This is a genomic window from Colwellia psychrerythraea (assembly GCF_000764225.1).
In the GTDB taxonomy this organism is placed as follows: domain Bacteria; phylum Pseudomonadota; class Gammaproteobacteria; order Enterobacterales; family Alteromonadaceae; genus Colwellia; species Colwellia psychrerythraea_D.
Genome location: NZ_JQED01000017.1, coordinates 145,072 through 163,443 on the forward strand (window position 1 = coordinate 145,072; position 18,372 = coordinate 163,443).

The window sequence follows — 18,372 nt, forward strand, 5'->3', positions numbered from 1 at the left end:
TCGCAGATATTTAGCAACCTAAAAGGAGTGCTCAGTGGTACTCCTTTTTAATGTTAAATTTTTAAAATAGTGAAGTATTAGCGTAGGAACTGTGTTTTTCCTTGGCGTTTGTGAATAACATCCTTTATATCTAATCGGTTATTCTCATCGGAATTTTTTACCTCAACCCCTTCATGATTTAGTAGCCATAATTTCCGCTCAATACCACCGGCATACCCAGTTAATGAGCCATTACCACCGATAATGCGATGACAAGGAACAATCAAGGTAATAGGGTTGCGACCGTTAGCACCGCCTACAGCTTGAGAGGCTTTCGGTTTATTGAGCATCTTGGCTATTTCGCCGTAGGATTTCACTGTTCCAAAGGGAATTTTTACTAAGCAGTCCCATACGGATTGCTGAAATTCAGTGCCTTGGGGGTCTAATGGCACGGTGAAAACTTGACGCTGGCCAGCAAAGTATTCTATTAATTGTCGCTTGCACAGAGCCGTGATGTCATTGGCTTTGCTTTTAGCTGTTATGTCAGCATTGACTTGCTCACCACAAAAAATGGCCTGGCGAATACCTTGCTCGGTTGCCATAAATTCAAACAACCCCAATGGCGTGTCGAGATAATCAATGTACATATTCATGGTCCCCTAAAATACACCGAATGAGCTTATCCCTGATATTGATACAGTTGATAAATTACCTGACCAGAAATTTTTTCTTTAATTAGTTGCCAATTTTCGGGCATAGCTTGTGTGCTTTCTGCTTCCATTTCTACATAAATAAGCGCCTGTTCAGTCAAAAAATGCTGACTCAGTAATTGTGCCGTTTGTTCCACTAGCTGTTTCCTAAAGGGGGGATCGAGAAAAACGAGATCAAAAGACTTGTTTGCACAGGTGGTTATTGCTGATTTACTAGTGTCTGTTTTGAGAAAAGATAGTGCGTTATCATTAATGACGGTCATGTTATCCGCTTTGAGTAATGCTTTATTCTCAAGTAGTTGATTCGCTGCCGCTCTATTTAACTCCACTAAGGTAACGTGATCAGCACCGCGTGATAACGCTTCAAAACCCAAGCTACCAGAGCCAGCAAAGCAATCTAGGCAATTTGCTTGGTTAATATAAGGCATAAGCCAATTAAAGACTGTTTCTTTAACTCTATCGGTAGTTGGTCGTAATCCTTCAGCCATTAATACTGGTAATTTTCTTCCTTTGTGTTTACCTGCAATAATACGAATTTTACCGGCAGACTTCCCTTGACCTCTTCCTGACAAGAGCTTTTTACTGAGTTGTTTTTTTGCTTGATTCATATCACTGACAATTTTGCTATTAAGTGCTAATATAGCGCCAATTTTATCCTTGTTTGGTCGTTAAACCAAACAAATTTATCCTTGTTTGGTTTAACGACCAAACAAATTCATAGTGAAATATATTTAGGTAGCAAAACGTGTCGAAGAAAAAAGGTATGTTGTCTTGGTTAGGTTTTGGCAAAAAAGAGAAGCAGCCAAGTACTGAAAAAGAAAATAATGAAGCTCTCTCTGTCGCTGAAGATGAGCAAGCAACGACGGCAGAACCGCTTGAGTCAGTTGTCGATCAAGCCGAAGAGTCTATTACAGAACAGCAAGTAGAAAAAGAAGTACCTGCTGATGTAGTTAACGAAGATGTTAGTGCTCTAAATGACGTTATTGAGGACTCATCAGCAGAAATTCCAGATGATAAATCAGTTGAGCTTGACCAGATTGTTTTAGCAAATGAAGAGCAAACTAAGGATGTTGATACTGAATTAACGAAGAGCATCACCAGTGAAAAACAAGCTGAAGCTAACTTATTAGCCGAAATGGAAGCGGCTGAGCAAAACGATTCGGTTGATGATGTTGAGTTTATAGAGGAAGCTGTTGAAGTAAAAGCTGAAAATAAGCTTGGTTTCTTTGCTCGCTTAAAGCAAGGCCTGAGTAAAACAAGGCAAAACTTAGGTGGTGGGTTAATTGATTTGTTTCGTGGTAAACAAATAGATGATGACTTATTTGAAGAGTTAGAAACTCACTTACTCTTAGCGGATGTTGGTGTTGAAACCACCATGAAAATTATCGATTCATTAACGCAAAGTGCCAATCGAAAGCAATTAAAAGATGCCTCTGCTTTATACGACTTACTGAAAATCGAATTAAAGAAAGTTATTGAAGATGTCACGAAACCATTAGTTATTCCAGAAGAAGAAGGTCCTTTTGTTATCTTGATGGTGGGTGTGAACGGCGTAGGTAAAACTACTACTATTGGTAAGCTGGCTAAACAATTCCAAGCACAGGGTAAATCTGTCATGCTAGCAGCAGGTGATACATTTAGAGCTGCAGCTGTAGAGCAATTGCAAGTGTGGGGTGAGCGTAATGATATCCCTGTAATTGCTCAACATACTGGTGCAGATAGCGCCTCAGTTATTTTTGATGCTATCAGTGCCGCAAAAGCACGTAACGTCGATATTATCATTGCTGATACCGCAGGGCGCTTGCAAAACAAAGCTCACTTGATGGAAGAATTGAAAAAAGTTGTGCGAGTCATGAAGAAGTTGGATGTTAATGCTCCTCATGAAGTGATGTTAACGCTTGATGCTGGTACTGGTCAAAACGCGTTAAGTCAAACCAAGTTGTTTGATGAAGCTGTTGGCTTAACTGGACTAACGATTACTAAGCTAGACGGCACAGCCAAAGGCGGTGTGGTTTTTGCTGTGGCAGATAAATATCAAATTCCTATTCGATATTTAGGCGTTGGTGAAGGTATAGATGATTTAAGACCTTTTATTGGTGATGACTTTATTGAAGCGCTTTTTAGTAAAGATCAGTAAAAAATTTTCAATGAGCTTCATCGCTACAAAGTAAATATGTTTGGTGTAAGTCATACTTGTTTACCGCATCTTTTTATTAAGGCGATAACCTTAATAAAAAGATGCGCCATGTTTATGAAGCCTTTTATTCTTCTGAAAATATCTCTCTTCAATCACAGTTTTGCTTATAAGCCTTTTACCCACATAAGTGTTCAATAAATTAGTCCGATTGGTATCAAAGGGTAATTGTGCTAAGTTAGCCAACTTATTCGTACAAAGCATTTAAGTAATATGATTAATTTCAATAAGGTAAATAAAACTTACCCAGGCGGTTTTCTCGCATTAAAACAAGTAAGTTTTAGTCTCGAAAGTGGTGAAATGGCGTTTCTAACGGGTCATTCAGGCGCAGGTAAAAGTACTTTATTAAAGTTAATTTCATTAATGGAAAAACCCAGCTCGGGTAGTATTCAAGTAAATCATACCGAACTCTCTAATATTCAATATAAGCAAGTACCCTATGTACGCCGTGGTATTGGTATGATTTTCCAAAGTCATAATTTGCTTAAAGATCGTACTGTTTTCGATAATGTCGCCTTACCGTTAATTATCGAAGGTGTTAGCCACAGTGAAATTAAAAAACGTGTCGCAACAGCGTTAGATAAAGTGCATTTAAGCGCTAAATTGAAGTGTTATCCGCATATGCTTTCGGGGGGAGAACAACAACGTGTTGGTATAGCGCGTGCGATTGTTAACAAACCTCCTATTCTTCTTGCTGATGAGCCTACAGGTAATTTAGATCCCAAGTTATCATTAGATATCATTCGTTTGTTTGAAGAGTTTAATGCTGCGGGTGTAACAGTCCTCATTGCTACGCATGATCTTGGTTTAATTGCGCGTATGAAATATCGTACCCTGACACTGAAAGAAGGCACCATGATTAATGATGGTATTGTTGATGGCTTACAAGCACAGGGGGCTGCTGATGAGCGATATTCATAGTAGTGGTTTAAAAACACGCTCCAGCTTTATAGCTCGTTTGCTATCTTTACCTATCCGCCATTTTCAGCAAGCGATAGGTAGTTTAGGCAATTTATGGCGAACACCTTTTACCACAGTGATGACGATTTTTGTTTTAGGTATCAGTTTAGCTTTACCTGCAACTTTGCATCTTTTTGTTAAAAATGCAGAGCAAGTCAGCGAGCAGTGGGATAGTGCTTCACAAATTACCTTATTTCTCAAGTTATCAACCAGTGAGAAGAGCGCCCAAAACTTAATAAAGCGCATTCGCCTTTATAACGAAGTAGCAGAAGTACGCTATATTTCAGCTAAGCAGGCTTTAAAAGAATTTAAAATTTTATCTGGCTTTGGTCAATCACTTGAGTATCTAGATAAAAACCCTTTACCAGCGACAATATTAGTAACACCAACACAAAGAGCCAGCCAAGCCCAAGCAGCAAATGCCCTCTTAGCAAAACTGACTAAAGAACGAGAAGTTGGGCAAGGTAAGCTTGATTTGGAATGGTTAACGCGTTTAGAGGCGATGGCTCGATTAATTGAAGATATTGTCTTAGGCGTGGCTTTTTTACTGTGTTTATCAGTGGTGCTTATTGTCGGCAATACTATTCGTTTAGCTATTTTGAATGAAAAAGACGCTATCGCTATTATGAAGTTGGTTGGTGCGACAGATAGTTTTATCCAAAGACCATTTTTATATTCAGGTATATGGTACGGTATTTTTGGCGGCATACTTTCGTGTATTGCCGTGACTATGCTTGCTTGGTATTTAGGTTATGCTATTAGTGACTTGAGTGAACTTTATCAGAGTAATTTTCAGCTCCAGGGCTTATCCAGCAGTGAAGCCTTAATGTTGATCGGTTTCGCAATTGTGCTTGCTTTACTTGGTAGCTACATCTCGGTAAGCCAACATATTAAGGCCATTGAGCCTAATGCGGATTAAAACCGTCACCGCTCTGATTTCTAAAGTAACATCTGATTTTATTAGTGCGTTTCGCAAGGCAGCTGCGTAGTTGCTTACCTTGAAATGATAAAGAACGACTTATATAACCAACTGTTTATTATAGGTAATTCCTTTATCTTACAAATCGTCACATTTAATTCACAAAAAACTTGAAAGATCGCCTTGTGCCCCCCTTTCTATTAAGCTAATGTTCATGTCCCCGCTATCGCAAATAGTGTCGATATATGTTATTATCGCGGGCGAATTAAAGAGAGAAAGAGAGGTTTTTTTTATGAGTGAAGCAATGCAACTGACCTTACCCAAAAGTGGTAGTATCGAATCATATATGCAATCTGCATATAGTATTCCAATGCTGTCAGCAGAAAAAGAGCATGATCTGGCTACTCGCCTCTACAATGAAAATGATTTACAAGCGGCGCAAGAGTTGATTATGTCGCATTTACGTTTTGTTATTCATGTTGCTAAAGGATACTCTGGTTATGGGTTACCTCATGCTGATTTAGTCCAAGAAGGTAACGTGGGTTTAATGAAAGCGGTTAAACGTTTTAATCCTGAAGTAGGTGTACGTTTAGTTTCTTTTGCTGTGCATTGGATCAAAGCAGAAATTCATGAATTTGTGCTTAAAAACTGGCGTATTGTTAAAGTTGCAACAACGAAAGCGCAACGTAAATTATTTTTTAACCTCCGTAAAAATAAAAAACGTCTAGGCTGGTTCAGCACTGATGAAGTCAATACTGTTGCGGAAACCCTTGGCGTCACAACTAAAGATGTTATGGAAATGGAATCTCGTATGAGTAGCCATGACCAAGCATTTGAATTATCAAAAGATGATGATGATAATATAGGTGCTAGTAACTTTTCACCTGCTCAATATCTTGAAGACAAACAATCAGATTTAGCGATTGAAGTTGAAAATGATAATTGGGATAACCATGCCAATCAACGTTTATCAACGGCACTAGTAACACTTGATGAACGTAGTCAAGATATTATAAAAACACGTTGGTTAGCGGAAGATAAAAGTACGCTACAAGAGTTAGCTAATAAATACCAGATCTCAGCAGAACGTGTAAGACAATTAGAAAAGAATGCTTTATCTAAACTCAAAAATACTATGGTTTTTGATTAACGTTTTGTCACATTCCTTATTTAAAAAAACCGACGTAATGTCGGTTTTTTTATGTCCAATAACTTTAAAATAAAGTTATTGGACGTCTTTTCATGGGCGATGGTCTCAGCCGAAGACTACCAATCGCCAATGGGCATACAAATAATCACATGTTTGTATGCGAAAGTAACTACAACGTTACAGGTTTAACTAAGTTACAACACTTGAGAACGAACTTCTTCTATTAAATCCAGCAGTATTGTTAGCAATTGATAAACATCAGTTACCAACAAACTAACGATAATAAGGTAGAAGTAATGAGCCTAAGAATAGCCAGAAAGAATCTAGTAAACCGCGCAGTAATGGTTTCACTTGCCGCAGCATCAATCACTTCAATACAAGTAATAGCCAAAGAGGGAGCAGAAGACGTTGAGCGTATTGCAGTAACCGGCTCTCGTATCAATAGAACTGATATTGAAAGTGCTAGCCCTATCACTGTTATCTCTTCAGATTTTATCACTAAGAGTGGTTTTACCTCGGTACAAGAAATATTGTCCATGCAACCGGCGGCCGCAGGGATGAGTCTAGGTGCAACGTCGAACAATGGCTCAGGCGGTTCGGCGACTGTAAACTTACGAGGTATGGGAGTGCAACGTACATTAGTATTATTAAATGGCCGACGTATGGTCGCATCAGGTACGGGAGCGGACTCTTCGGTTGATTTAAATACTATCCCTGTTTCTATGATACAGACCATTGAAATTTTAAAAGATGGTGCTTCAGCAGTTTATGGCTCAGATGCTATTGCTGGTGTTGTTAACATCATCACTAAGAAAGACTTTCAAGGCACTGAAATAACGGCGGACGGCAGTATTACCGACAAAGGTGATGGTGAAAGCGGTGGTTTTAGTATTTTACATGGTCGTGACGTTGCGGGTGGTAACTTAGTTATTGGTGCCCAATATTCAAACCGTGGTGAAATTATTCAATCTGATCGTGATTTTGTTCCAGCGGGTGAATCGTCATTTGTGCCAGGGGGGTCTCTCGGAGGCATGGTACCAGACGGGGAAGGGGGGTTTGTGCCACGTGAAGAGTCTTACGATTACACTGACGATAGTTATGCGCAAACACCAAATGAATTATTTAGCTTATTCACTAATTTTAATAGTGAAATCGCAGATGATACTGAATTAAGCGTAGATTTTATGTACACCCGTCGTGAGTCAAATCAACAAATGGCACCGCAACCAGCGTCTATCGATTTAGATACCAGTTTATTAGAGGATAGCTATACCGATCAATTTAAAGATGAAAATGGCGTTTTGCCTGAAGAATTAGAATATAGACGTCGAATGACAGATGCCGGCCCTCGTATTTATGGCCAAGAAACTGATACCTATCGTGCCTCTGTTGGCTTAACGGGTTACTTAAGTAATGATTCACAGTGGGATATGTCGGCAACTTATGGTCGTAATGACTCAAAAGATAGCGTTGGTAATTCCATTCATGCAGGGAACATGGAAAAGAGCATCTACAATCATCAAGATGATTGGTTCAGCGGTGACCCAATGAGTAGTGATTTTTTAGCCAGTGAAGGCATTATGTACACGGAACAAAATGAAGGTGGCAATGAACAATTCATCTTAGCCGCAGGTTACAGTGGCGTTAATGAGCACGACATAGGTTATGCCGTTGGTGTTGAAAGTCGTTTTGAAAGTGGTTATTACACACCGGATTTAATTACTCAGGCTGGTGAAAGTACTGCAGCTCAACAAGATCCAACAGAAGGTAATTATTCTGTACAGTCTATCTATGGTGAAATATCTGTACCTTTAACTGACTCTTTCACGGTAGAGGCAGCAACTCGTTATGATAATTATTCGACTTTTGGGGGTGCAGCTACTTGGAAGTTAGGTGCTACTTACAGTATTACCGATGGTTTAATGTTTAGAGCGGTAGCGGCAACTGGCTTTAGAGCACCGAGTGTAAGTGAGTTATACGGTGGTAACTCAGGCTCTTTTGATTATTTAACCGACCCTTGGGGCAATGAACAAGATTCACAAATCTTGGTAAACTATACCAGTGATGCCGATTTAAAACCGGAAGAAAGCGAATCATTTACCGCAGGAGTTGTCTGGGAAATCGCCGAAGGTTTATCTACTACGATGGATTACTGGCAGTTTGATATAACTAATGCTATCAGCCGGGTGAACGTTCAAAATGAAATGAATAAGTGTTTTGCTGATGACCTTGTTGCTTGTGATACTATCGGCATTACACCCGGTGGAGACTTATCTGAAATGACCTCGACGTTGACTAATATTGGTCAGCAAAATACTTCAGGTATTGATTGGAATGTAAGCTACACTGCTGGCATTTTTAAAGTCATGTTTGATACGACTTACTTACTTGAATTTGAAGAAGACGGTATTAGCTATGAAGGGACTATTGGCGGCAATATGGGCGGTTACTCGCAGCTTAAGTCTAATTTAACTGTTAGCGCTGACTTAACTGAAGATGTAAACTTACTTTATACTGCTAACTACATTCAGGGTATGGAAGGTGATGGTTATACCACTGATGATGTCATTTATCACAACGTTTCCGCTGCTTATCATATTAATGATGCTTGGCAAGTAACGGGCGGTATTAAGAATTTATTTGATACTGAGCCAGAAGAAGTACCAGATGGAAATGATATGAATACAGTTCCAAATATCTACGATGTTGTTGGCCGTACTTTCTTCATTAACACTTCATTTAAGTTTTAATTACCCGCATTATTGTCGATAATTAAAGCAATTTAAACAAAAGGCGACATCTAAGTTGCCTTTTTTGATCGCATTAATTTGAATAGAAGATACTTATCCTCAGAATAAATATTGTTTTAGCTCATAATTTACCAATTCATTTGCTGCTTTTACTCGTTTCCCAACATTATTTAGGTATATAATGTTGGTACATAGAGCATGGGCTAACACATAGGTTCGTCATGCGAGCATCAAATATCAGGAGTTAATTATTATGGGTGGAATCGGAATTTGGCAACTAGTTATTGTTGCTGTGATCGTCGTGTTATTATTTGGAACTAAAAAACTACGTAATATCGGTGGTGATTTAGGTTCAGCAGTTAAAGGTTTTAAAAGTGCAATAGGTGAAGATAAAGAACAAAAAAATAGTGCAGAAAAAACATCAGATACTTTAGCTGATAGCTCAAAGAGCAGTACAGAAGAAGTGGTTAAAACAACAGAAAGTAAGACTAAAGAATCAGATCAGGCTTAATGTATGTTTGATGTTGGCTTTTGGGAATTAATTCTCATAGCAATTATGGGCTTAGTTATTTTAGGCCCTGAACGCTTACCGGTTGCAATCCGTACTATTCGTGGCTGGATATCTGGTGCTCGAAAATTTAGTGATACAGTTAAATCTGAGCTCACAGAAGAATTACGCGTACATGAACTTCATGCTAATTTGAAAAAAGCAGAAGAAAGTAACTTAGAGAACTTAAGTCCCGAAGTTGCAGAATCATTGAAATCATTGCAAGAAGCAGCGGACTCTGTAACAGAACCTTTCAAAAAGGTTGATAGACAACCGATGGATTCAATGATCGCTTCTTCACTAGCCTCAGCTCCGCATGCCAAAGCAGAGCCCGAGAGTACTCAAGATACTGAAGATCCAAAGATATCGAATAGTCCACCAGAAAATCTAGACAAACCTGTTAAATCAGAAAGTGATAAACTTCAGTCATGAATACTCCCCCAGCACAAGGCGCAAGCCTTTTTGACCATCTTTTAGAGTTACGTAATCGCTTATTAAGATCAATCCTCGGTGTCTTAGTTGTCTTTTGTTGCTTAGTTTATTTCGCGCAAGATATATATCAATATGTAGCACAGCCACTATTAGCTACTATGCCTGAAGGCTCTCAAATGATAGCCACCGATGTCGCGTCACCATTTTTTGCACCGTTTAAGTTAACCTTGGTTTTATCTTTATTTATTGCGATGCCTTTTGTCTTATATCAAGTGTGGTCATTTGTTGCGCCGGGTTTATACACAAACGAAAAGCGCATGATTGCTCCGCTAATGCTTGGCTCTACGTGTTTATTTTATAGCGGTATTGCCTTTGCCTATTATCTTGTTTTCCCTGTTGTATTTGCCTTTTTTACTTCAGTTGCTCCGGAAGGTGTTGTTATTGCAACTGATATCAGTAGTTATCTCGATTTCATTTTGAAGCTCTTCTTTGCTTTTGGGGCTGCTTTTGAAATCCCTATTGCGATTATTTTAATGTGTTGGACAGGTATGACGACACCTGATAGTTTAAGAGAAAAACGGCCCTACGTTGTCGTAGGTGCATTTGTTATTGGTATGTTATTGACACCACCTGATATTATTTCTCAAACTATGTTGGCTGTGCCAATGCTACTTTTATTTGAAGTGGGTATTATTATTGCCTCGTTTTATCATAAAGAAGATGAGGACGAGTTGAATAATATAAAGGAAACTGATTAATGAATAAGATTATTAAGCTCACTTATTTTGTGGTAACGACTAGCTTGTTATCACAAACCGCAATTGCTGAAGAGGAAACTCTTTCAGAAAGAGTGTTGGGGTGTGTAAAAATAACTCAAGATAAGGCAAGACTTACATGTTTTGACCAAGCCACTGAGCAGTACAGCAATAAAAGTGTTGATTTGGCCGTAACTCCCTTGGCAGCTCAACAAGTTGATTCCAATGTGACTCAATTGACGGCTGAACAAGTTGATTCTTTTTCTAAAGACCAAGTGAAGAAAACGGCTGAAGAAACAGCAAAAGAAATAGCCTCCATTACCCTGACGATCAGTAAATTAAGTAAATCACCTTATGGTCAATGGAGAATTACTTTTGAAAACGGCCAAAAGTGGCAGCAAAAAGATAACTACAAGCTTAGTCTAAAAAAAGGCCAGCGCGTTATTTTAACTAAAGGGGCAATTAGCTCCGTATTTTTGCAAAAAGAAAACAGTACAAAACGCATTAGAGTAAAAAGGCTTAAATAGAACGAGAATAATTTGAATAAAAGCACTTTGATAGATATTGGCGTCAATTTAACTAATAAACGTTTTGAGAAAGATCGTGAAGAAGTGATTCGACGAGCTCAAATTGCTCAATTGAATGGTTTGTTGGTCACTGGTACTAGTGTTGAAGAAAGCCAGAAAGCGTTAACTTTGTGCCGGTATTATCAAACTATTTTTCCCGACTTTTTATATTCTACAGCTGGTGTTCATCCTCATGATGCTGACCACGTAAGCCCTGATTATTTAGATCAACTCAGGATGTTAGCGAAACAAGAAGAAGTGAAGGCCATTGGTGAGTGTGGTTTGGACTTCAATCGAAATTTTTCTGAACCCGCTCAGCAACAAAAAGTATTTAGTGAACAAGTTGCGCTGGCTGCAGAAATGCAAATGCCACTCTTTTTGCATCAAAGAGATGCTTTTGAGCCATGGTTCAGCACATTATCCCCCTATTTATCTAAAGTTCCGGCTATGGTTGCGCATTGTTTTACTGGCTCAAAATCTGAGCTCATACAGTGCATTGCTGCGGATATGTATATAGGTATCACCGGTTGGTTATGCGATGAGCGAAGAGGTCAAAGCTTACGAGATATCGTGAGTTTAATCCCTCTAAATCGATTACTTATTGAGACAGATGCCCCTTACTTAACACCGAGAACAATCCGTCCAAAGCCTAAAGGTAGCCGTAATGAACCGTGTTACTTACCATTTATAGCAAAAGAAATAGCCAGTATTACAGGCCTTGACCAAGAGGAGATAGCTTGGCAAACTAGCCGTAATGCCAAAAAGGTATTTGATTTCCCATCAAAAAAAGAAATGTATAAATGAAGCCATTGGTTCGAGCAAAAATTGTCGGTTTTACGTCTTGGCTGATTACATACTCACCTACAAGTTTTGCCATTACGGAACAAAATGCTGAGCATTTATGCTTTGGAATGGGTTTTTTTTTAGGCTCGTTAGCTACTCTTTTGCTTGGTTTGTATTTAACCCGGCATTATCGAATGAAATACCAAAAAATATTGCAACAGCTTAAACTTGCTAAAAGCAATGTTAAAATAGCCGAACAAACAATGGTAACCTTGGCTAAAGAACAACAAGATAGTCAAGATTTATTAGAAGAAAGAGTGCAAGAACGAACACTTGAACTCAATATAGCGCTGCAAGAGTTGGAAAGTGCAAACCAAGAACTCGAACGTAAAAATGTTTTAGATGAATTAACTGGCTTACATAATCGTCGGTTTTATGACCAGAAAATAGTTGCAGAGTATCGTCGCAGCCGTCGAAACCTAACAGCATTAAGCTTAGTGTTAATTGATGTCGATCTTTTCAAAACAGTTAATGATACTCATGGACACCTTGCAGGTGACCAATGCTTAATTTGGTTGGCCAATCATATAAAACAGAGTTTAAAGCGAAGTACCGATAGAGCATTTCGTTACGGCGGGGAAGAGTTTTGCTTAATCTTGCCTAATACTGATGCTGAGGGAGCATTACTCTTTGCCGAGCAACTACGCCTGCAAGTGCATGAGCAACCCTTTCAATTTCGAGATATTAAAATTCCATTAACAATCAGTTGTGGAATATCAACCTATCAACAACAAGTTGATATTGGGCCAGAACAAATATTTTCAGGCGCCGACAATGCCTTATATCAGGCCAAACATAATGGTCGAAATCAAACGAAACAACATATTTTTACAGAATAATTAGGAATCTTTATGTCCCACAATGGTAATTCAGCATTTGGTCAATATCCAGCCCGTCGCATGCGTCGTATGCGTGTTGACGATCATACTCGCCGTTTAATGGCTGAGTCACAGTTAACCGTTAATGATTTAATATACCCAGTGTTCGTACTTGAAGGTGAAAATCAACGAGAAGCGATAGCGTCAATGCCTGGAGTCGAACGTAAAAGTATTGATCTGTTATTGGTAGAAGCGCAAGAATTGGTTGATTTAGGTATTCCAGCCATTGCACTTTTCCCCGTTACACCAAGTGATAAAAAGTCACTGATGGCAGAGGAAGCGTATAATCCTGATGGATTAGCACAACGTACAGTACGAGCACTTAAAGCTAAATTTCCACAGCTTGCCGTGATCACTGATGTTGCTCTAGACCCGTTTACAACGCATGGTCAAGACGGAATTTTAAGTGAAAGTGATGAAAACAAAGCAGGGAAAACAGGCTATGTTTTAAACGAAGTCACGAAAGACATTTTAGTAAAACAGGCTTTATCCCATGCTGAAGCGGGTGCAGATATTGTTGCACCTTCAGATATGATGGATGGGCGTGTTGGTGCCATAAGAGAAGGGTTAGAAGAAAATGGTTTTGTTAATACCAAAATATTAGCTTACTCTGCTAAGTACGCATCAAATTACTATGGGCCATTCCGTGATGCTGTTGGCTCGGCAGGCAATATTAAAGGTGGTAATAAGCATACCTATCAAATGGATCCTGCAAATAGCAATGAAGCGATGCATGAAGTTGCCCAAGATATCGCTGAAGGCGCTGATATGGTGATGGTTAAGCCAGGTATGCCATATTTAGATATAGTGCGCCGTGTTAAGGATACCTTCCAAGTACCAACTTATGCTTATCAAGTTAGTGGTGAATATGCCATGCATATGGCGGCGATACAAAATGGTTGGTTAGCTGAGAAACCTTGTATAATGGAGGGATTATTAGCATTTAAACGGGCGGGAGCTGATGGTATTTTGACTTATTTTGCTAAACAAGTTGCTCGTTGGTTGAAAGAAGACGCTTAAGAGTTTTGCGCTATAAATAATCGCTAGTTAGCCGATTGCAGGCATTGTAGGAATAAAAAAAGCGCGATCAAATCGCGCTTTTTTCTTGGCAAACCCGACTTTCTTGATATTTTACTGTTTTCGTTAAAACTCCTTAGCTGTTAGTACCTTTTGACATGCTGGTCTTGTCATTAAATTAGCTAAATATTTTTCTACTTTGGGGTAGTCAGTTATCAAGTTAAAGCCAGTAGGTAAGCAGGAAATATAATGTAACATTGGCGCTAATAAAGCATCTGCGATGGTAAATTCCTCAGAAGTTAAGGCATTTTCTTCTTGTAACATTTGTTCAATAATTGCAAAAGTAGCTGCTGCCTTTGGCTGTACTGTTTTAATGACGTCAATGCGGATGCTACCCTTTTCTCCTTTGGGGAAAGCAAATTCTAACAAATAATCCCGAACTAATACTTTATCTATGTCTATTGAGATAAGTGCACACAGTGCATCGTGTTGTGCATCTACTTGGCTATTTTGGTGTGGTTGTAACTGCTTATCTGCATCAAGGTAACGACAAATACTGGCGGTTTCGGGCATAACTAGTTTGCTTGTTAATAACACGGGAATTTTACCAAAAGGATGCCATTTTAAATGTTGCTCGCCCTTAAAAGTAACATTGCTACCATTAACGTCAAAACCAACGGTGTAAGCAAGCTGTTTTTCTTCGCAAACGAGCATGACGGAACGGACAAAATTTGAAAAACGTGGTCCGTAAATATGTACTGAATTTGCTGTCATATAATTTCCCTTATTAATTTAATTAACTTGATTAACCTGAACTCGGTTTAAGAGATACTTAACCTATTGAAATATCAATATAAACTATTCAGATGATTTTCTGGCTTGATAGTTTTTCTTTATTCAAGACAAATTTCGCGTCAATAACTGGTCTATTGCAAGTAAATTTAACGCAGAAGTTAGGAAAAATAACTGCTAGATAAACATTTGTTAAGCCGAGTTCAGGTTGATTAGTATTTAATCTAGCCTCATTGACAATATGTTCAAGAACATATTTTAAAAGTATGAAATACTGTTTCTATGATTTAATAGGCAAATGAGGCTTTTCGATGGCGTGGCAAGAAACTCATAAAGAGCAGTCTAAAGATAGGATATTAAAAAGTGCAGCGATGCTTTTTACTCACTATGGTTTTGAAAAAACATCGATAGATCAAGTGATGAAAAAGGCGGAACTCACCAGAGGCGCATTTTATAGTCACTTCAATTCGAAAAGTGACTTGTACGCACAGGCGATAAGCAAAGGTGCAAAAGTTGCGGCTAAACGTAAACCAGAAAATTTCCCTCAAGACATGAAAAACTTTGCGAAGTATTACTTGAGCACTGAACATAGAGATAATAATGATGAGCAGGCATGTCCATTAGCTTTTTTAGTTTCTGATATTAATCAACAAGATAATCAAGTTAAAAAAACGTACACCAATACATTAAAAGCTTTCATCGAGCAGGCTCAAACATTAACTATTGATCGAGAAAAGACATTGCAAAGTATTGTGCTGATGATCGGTGGCTTAGCTATTGCTAGAGCGTTAAACGATGAAGATTTTAGTGATGAGCTCTTAGCTGCGTGCAAGTCAGGGGTTATTTCCTTATCAACAGGAGAGAACGCTGATGTCAGCTGAATTGAGTATTATATTGCTTAATGCTGTGATTATTCTGATCGCTTATGTTTGGGTATATCCAACATTGGCGGGGAAAAATATCAATAAAATTGCGGCACTTGACTGTGTTACGTCGGGCTTGGCCCTTGTTATTGTTGCAAATAAATACTGGGGGCAAGGTATAGAATTTACTTTGTTTCAGTTTGAATTAAACTGGTTTTGGTTTACCTTGATTAGTTACAGTATAATTGAGATCCCAATAGCGCTTTGGTACTTTAAGGCTAAGTTATCAAAAGGAAAATAAAGGCGTATTAACAGTAAAAACTAACGTACAAAGGGGTTGTTAAACAATTTTAGCGTCGGGGACTAATTCAAAGAGTAAACCTTCGCGTAATGCGCCACTTGAAAGGCATAACTCTTTAATCGATAGGCTTTGAAATAATGCGATTAAGATACTTAAACCGCTGGCTAATACTGCTTTACGATCTGCTCTTAGTCCTGCTATTTCAATAGCATCTATTGTCTTACAATCTATTAATATTTTTTGGATTTCATAAAGAAATGTTAAGGTAATAACGGGTGCTTGCTGACGTTGACTAAGTATTTCCATCATGGCTTGCATGGTACCAGAGCTACCCACCGCAGATTGCCAACCTAGCTGAATAAACTCATCGTTGATCGTGTTAATAATATCTGTAGCAGCGTTAATGCACTCAGTAAAACTTTCTTTTTTAAGCTGATTATCAGCAAAATATTTGCCAATAAAGCTGACACAGCCAATATCTAAACTGACCACTTTTGTTGCGCTACAACCGGCACCAACAATAATCTCAGTGCTAGCACCACCAATATCGACGACTAATTGTTTACTTTTTGATGAGGAAGTATGGGCGACGCCAGCATAAATTGTTTTAGCTTCTTGCTCTCCGCTCAGTAACCTTATTTCTTTAGGTAAAATTTTCTTAGCAGCATCAAAAAATATCTGATTATTCTTAGCAATGCGTAATGCAGCTGTTGCGACAATTAGGACATTACTTACAGGGATACTCTTGAGGTACAAGGCGAAGTTGCTAAGGCAAGTCAGACCACTCGTTATGGCCTCATCAGTCAGTATATTATTACTGTCTAAACCTGCAGCTAAGCGAACTTTTTCCTTAACTTTGTTGACGGGTATTATCGTTTTACCCGTGGGTGTCTTCACTACTTGGGTAATAAGAAGATGAAAACTATTAGAGCCTAAATCAACCACAGCATAATGATTTTCATCATACTGTGGTATTTGTTGATATTGGCTCTCTACGTTAGTCAATGTGCTTTATTTCCTAGGCATGCTAATAAATTAGCTTCGGTTGCCACGATGAGCATTGCCACTGCGATTTCCTTGTCGAGAATTCGAGCGGTTACCTTGTCTGTTGCCACCAGTTCTAGGACGACGTTGACGAGGTTTAGGTCTTGGTAGATCAGTTAATAACGCATCGTGATCATACTTAGTCACTGGTAACTCATGCTCAATATAGGTTTCAATTGCTGGTAAATTAAAAACATATTGTTCACAAGCTAAACTGATGGAATGACCAGATGCTCCAGCGCGACCTGTACGGCCAATACGATGCACATAGTCTTCACAATCATCAGGTAAATCATAGTTAAACACATGTGTTACGCTTGGAATATGAAGGCCACGAGCAGCAACATCAGTTGCAACGAGAATATCTACTGTACCGGCAGTAAATTGCTCTAATATTTTTACCCGCTTTTTCTGTGGTACATCACCAGTTAATAAACCAACACGAATTTTATCGGCAACTAAATGGTCATAAATTTTTTCACAAACGTGTTTGGTGTTCGCAAAAATGATGGCTTTTTCTGGCCAGTCTTCTTCAATCAATGTTTGTAATAACGTCATTTTATCTTCGTTAGAAGGATAAAACAGTTCTTCACTGATACGAGTATTAGTTTTTTGCTCTGGTGCAACTTCTACACTGGTTGGTTCGTTCATGTGATCAAACGCAAGCTCTTTCACCCGAAATGATAAGGTGGCAGAAAATAGCATGCTCAAACGTTCAGTTGCTGCAGGCATTTTATTAAACATATAACGAATATCTTTAATAAAACCTAAGTCAAACATTCTATCAGCTTCATCAAGCACTATGGCTTCGATGTTATTAAGGTTATAAACACCTTGTTTCATGTAATCGATTAGACGACCACAGGTTCCAATAAGAATATCAACACCAGCTTCTAGTTCTAAACGTTGACTTTCATAACCTTCGCCCCCATATACAACACCAAGGCGTAATCCTGTGCTTTTAGCCATTTCGATTGCATCACGGTGAATTTGTATAGCTAATTCACGTGTAGGAGCCATGATTAAGGCACGAGGCTGATTATGAGTAGGTGCTTCTTTTTGAAGCAGATGGTGGAAAGTTGCGGCTAAAAAGGCAATAGTCTTACCTTCACCTGTCTGTGCTTGGCCTGCTATATCAGTGCCTTGCAAAAGAACGGGTAAAGATTTCGCCTGAATAGACGTACAATATTCGAAGCCCATGGCTTCTAATCCGGTCACTACTTGCGGAGCAAGATTTAGGTCAGCGAATTTCGTTTCTGTTAAGTGTGTATTTTTCATGGCGCTAGCTTAACATTTTTGTTTACGAAATAGTTGCTTAATAAATAATTAATTAAATTTTATGCTAACTCTATTGAGTTATTTCCCACTCGATGAGAAATAAAAGGCTTAGAGGCTAGGGTTTGACTGAAGTCGATGGAATTTTGCATTAATTTAATAATGCTGAATATAAGTCTTTTGAATGAGTATTTTGCTTATCTGTCTGGAAAGTGATTACGACACAAGTCTGTTTTATTTAGAATAATTAGATCTACACAAACTTTATTTGTTCTAACTGACTGACGTTGAGCTAAGCTGGGCACTAACTAATTAGGATTGGCATAACTGCTGAATTAATAACAATGTTACATAAAACAGTATTGGAAAAGCAGTGAATCACGGTATAATTACCACA

Annotated in this window: 19 protein-coding genes; 14 read left to right on the forward strand and 5 right to left on the reverse strand. The window is 38.6% G+C overall.

Annotated elements, in window-relative coordinates:
• Window positions 1-77: 77 nt before the first annotated feature.
• Complete coding sequence (locus ND2E_RS12085) at window positions 78-632, reverse strand: methylated-DNA--[protein]-cysteine S-methyltransferase (RefSeq protein ID WP_395858419.1); 555 nt, start codon at window positions 630-632, stop codon at window positions 78-80.
• A 26-nt stretch (window positions 633-658) separates the two neighbouring features.
• Window positions 659-1,297, reverse strand: coding sequence for a 16S rRNA (guanine(966)-N(2))-methyltransferase RsmD (rsmD, locus tag ND2E_RS12080; protein WP_052056459.1), 639 nt, complete (start codon window positions 1,295-1,297; stop codon window positions 659-661).
• Between the two features lie 155 nt (window positions 1,298-1,452).
• Between rsmD and ftsY the strand changes: the two genes are divergently transcribed.
• The 12 genes from ftsY to hemB all read left to right on the forward strand — a co-directional run bounded on the left by ftsY (window position 1,453) and on the right by hemB (window position 13,703).
• Window positions 1,453-2,826: a signal recognition particle-docking protein FtsY gene (gene ftsY / locus ND2E_RS12075; RefSeq protein ID WP_033093627.1), complete on the forward strand. Its 1,374-nt coding sequence runs from the start codon at window positions 1,453-1,455 to the stop codon at window positions 2,824-2,826.
• Between the two features lie 270 nt (window positions 2,827-3,096).
• Window positions 3,097-3,804, forward strand: a complete 708-nt coding sequence (gene ftsE, locus ND2E_RS12070; protein ID WP_033093628.1) for a cell division ATP-binding protein FtsE — start codon at window positions 3,097-3,099, stop codon at window positions 3,802-3,804.
• On the forward strand, window positions 3,788-4,762 hold the full coding sequence (gene ftsX, locus ND2E_RS12065) for a permease-like cell division protein FtsX (RefSeq protein WP_033093629.1): 975 nt from the start codon (window positions 3,788-3,790) through the stop codon (window positions 4,760-4,762). The genes ftsE and ftsX overlap by 17 nt, the downstream gene beginning before the upstream one ends.
• A 292-nt stretch (window positions 4,763-5,054) precedes the next feature.
• Entirely contained in the window at window positions 5,055-5,912 is an 858-nt protein-coding gene (gene rpoH / locus ND2E_RS12060) for an RNA polymerase sigma factor RpoH (RefSeq protein ID WP_033093630.1), read from the forward strand.
• A gap of 296 nt (window positions 5,913-6,208) precedes the next feature.
• Window positions 6,209-8,662, forward strand: a complete 2,454-nt coding sequence (locus tag ND2E_RS12055) for a TonB-dependent receptor plug domain-containing protein (RefSeq protein ID WP_033093631.1) — start codon at window positions 6,209-6,211, stop codon at window positions 8,660-8,662.
• Between the two features lie 253 nt (window positions 8,663-8,915).
• Complete coding sequence (gene tatA, locus ND2E_RS12050; RefSeq protein WP_033093632.1) at window positions 8,916-9,173, forward strand: twin-arginine translocase TatA/TatE family subunit; 258 nt, start codon at window positions 8,916-8,918, stop codon at window positions 9,171-9,173.
• 3 nt (window positions 9,174-9,176) lie between these two features.
• Window positions 9,177-9,641, forward strand: coding sequence for a Sec-independent protein translocase protein TatB (gene tatB / locus ND2E_RS12045; RefSeq protein WP_033093633.1), 465 nt, complete (start codon window positions 9,177-9,179; stop codon window positions 9,639-9,641).
• Entirely contained in the window at window positions 9,638-10,399 is a 762-nt protein-coding gene (gene tatC, locus ND2E_RS12040; RefSeq protein ID WP_033093634.1) for a twin-arginine translocase subunit TatC, read from the forward strand. Before tatB ends, tatC begins: the two co-directional genes overlap by 4 nt.
• Window positions 10,399-10,923: a hypothetical protein gene (locus tag ND2E_RS12035; protein ID WP_033093635.1), complete on the forward strand. Its 525-nt coding sequence runs from the start codon at window positions 10,399-10,401 to the stop codon at window positions 10,921-10,923. Before tatC ends, ND2E_RS12035 begins: the two co-directional genes overlap by 1 nt.
• Window positions 10,924-10,935: 12 nt before the next feature.
• Window positions 10,936-11,766, forward strand: a complete 831-nt coding sequence (locus ND2E_RS12030; RefSeq protein ID WP_150113736.1) for a TatD family hydrolase — start codon at window positions 10,936-10,938, stop codon at window positions 11,764-11,766.
• The gene (locus tag ND2E_RS12025; RefSeq protein WP_223303593.1) at window positions 11,763-12,644 is read left to right on the forward strand and encodes a GGDEF domain-containing protein; all 882 of its coding nucleotides are present in this window, start codon (window positions 11,763-11,765) and stop codon (window positions 12,642-12,644) included. The genes ND2E_RS12030 and ND2E_RS12025 overlap by 4 nt, the downstream gene beginning before the upstream one ends.
• A 12-nt stretch (window positions 12,645-12,656) precedes the next feature.
• Window positions 12,657-13,703, forward strand: coding sequence for a porphobilinogen synthase (hemB, locus tag ND2E_RS12020; protein ID WP_033093636.1), 1,047 nt, complete (start codon window positions 12,657-12,659; stop codon window positions 13,701-13,703).
• 123 nt (window positions 13,704-13,826) lie between these two features.
• On the opposite strand, the gene ND2E_RS12015 is transcribed toward hemB, so the two are convergent.
• Window positions 13,827-14,474 carry a glutathione S-transferase family protein gene (locus tag ND2E_RS12015; protein WP_033093637.1) on the reverse strand — a complete coding sequence of 216 codons (648 nt, stop codon included), beginning with the start codon at window positions 14,472-14,474 and terminating at the stop codon, window positions 13,827-13,829.
• Window positions 14,475-14,803: 329 nt separating this feature from the next.
• Here ND2E_RS12015 and ND2E_RS12010 point away from each other — a divergent pair, with 329 nt between their 5' ends.
• Both ND2E_RS12010 and ND2E_RS12005 read left to right on the forward strand, forming a co-directional pair.
• Window positions 14,804-15,373, forward strand: coding sequence for a TetR/AcrR family transcriptional regulator (locus ND2E_RS12010; protein WP_033093638.1), 570 nt, complete (start codon window positions 14,804-14,806; stop codon window positions 15,371-15,373).
• Window positions 15,363-15,656 (forward strand): hypothetical protein, encoded by a 294-nt coding sequence (locus ND2E_RS12005; RefSeq protein WP_033093639.1) that lies wholly within the window; start codon window positions 15,363-15,365, stop codon window positions 15,654-15,656. The genes ND2E_RS12010 and ND2E_RS12005 overlap by 11 nt, the downstream gene beginning before the upstream one ends.
• Window positions 15,657-15,695: 39 nt before the next feature.
• Here ND2E_RS12005 and ND2E_RS12000 read toward each other — a convergent pair whose 3' ends face one another.
• Together ND2E_RS12000 and rhlB are read right to left on the reverse strand one after the other, a co-directional pair.
• Window positions 15,696-16,661, reverse strand: coding sequence for a Ppx/GppA phosphatase family protein (locus ND2E_RS12000; RefSeq protein WP_052056461.1), 966 nt, complete (start codon window positions 16,659-16,661; stop codon window positions 15,696-15,698).
• Window positions 16,662-16,691: 30 nt separating this feature from the next.
• On the reverse strand, window positions 16,692-17,978 hold the full coding sequence (rhlB, locus tag ND2E_RS11995) for an ATP-dependent RNA helicase RhlB (protein WP_033093640.1): 1,287 nt from the start codon (window positions 17,976-17,978) through the stop codon (window positions 16,692-16,694).
• Between the last annotated feature and the right edge of the window lie 394 nt (window positions 17,979-18,372).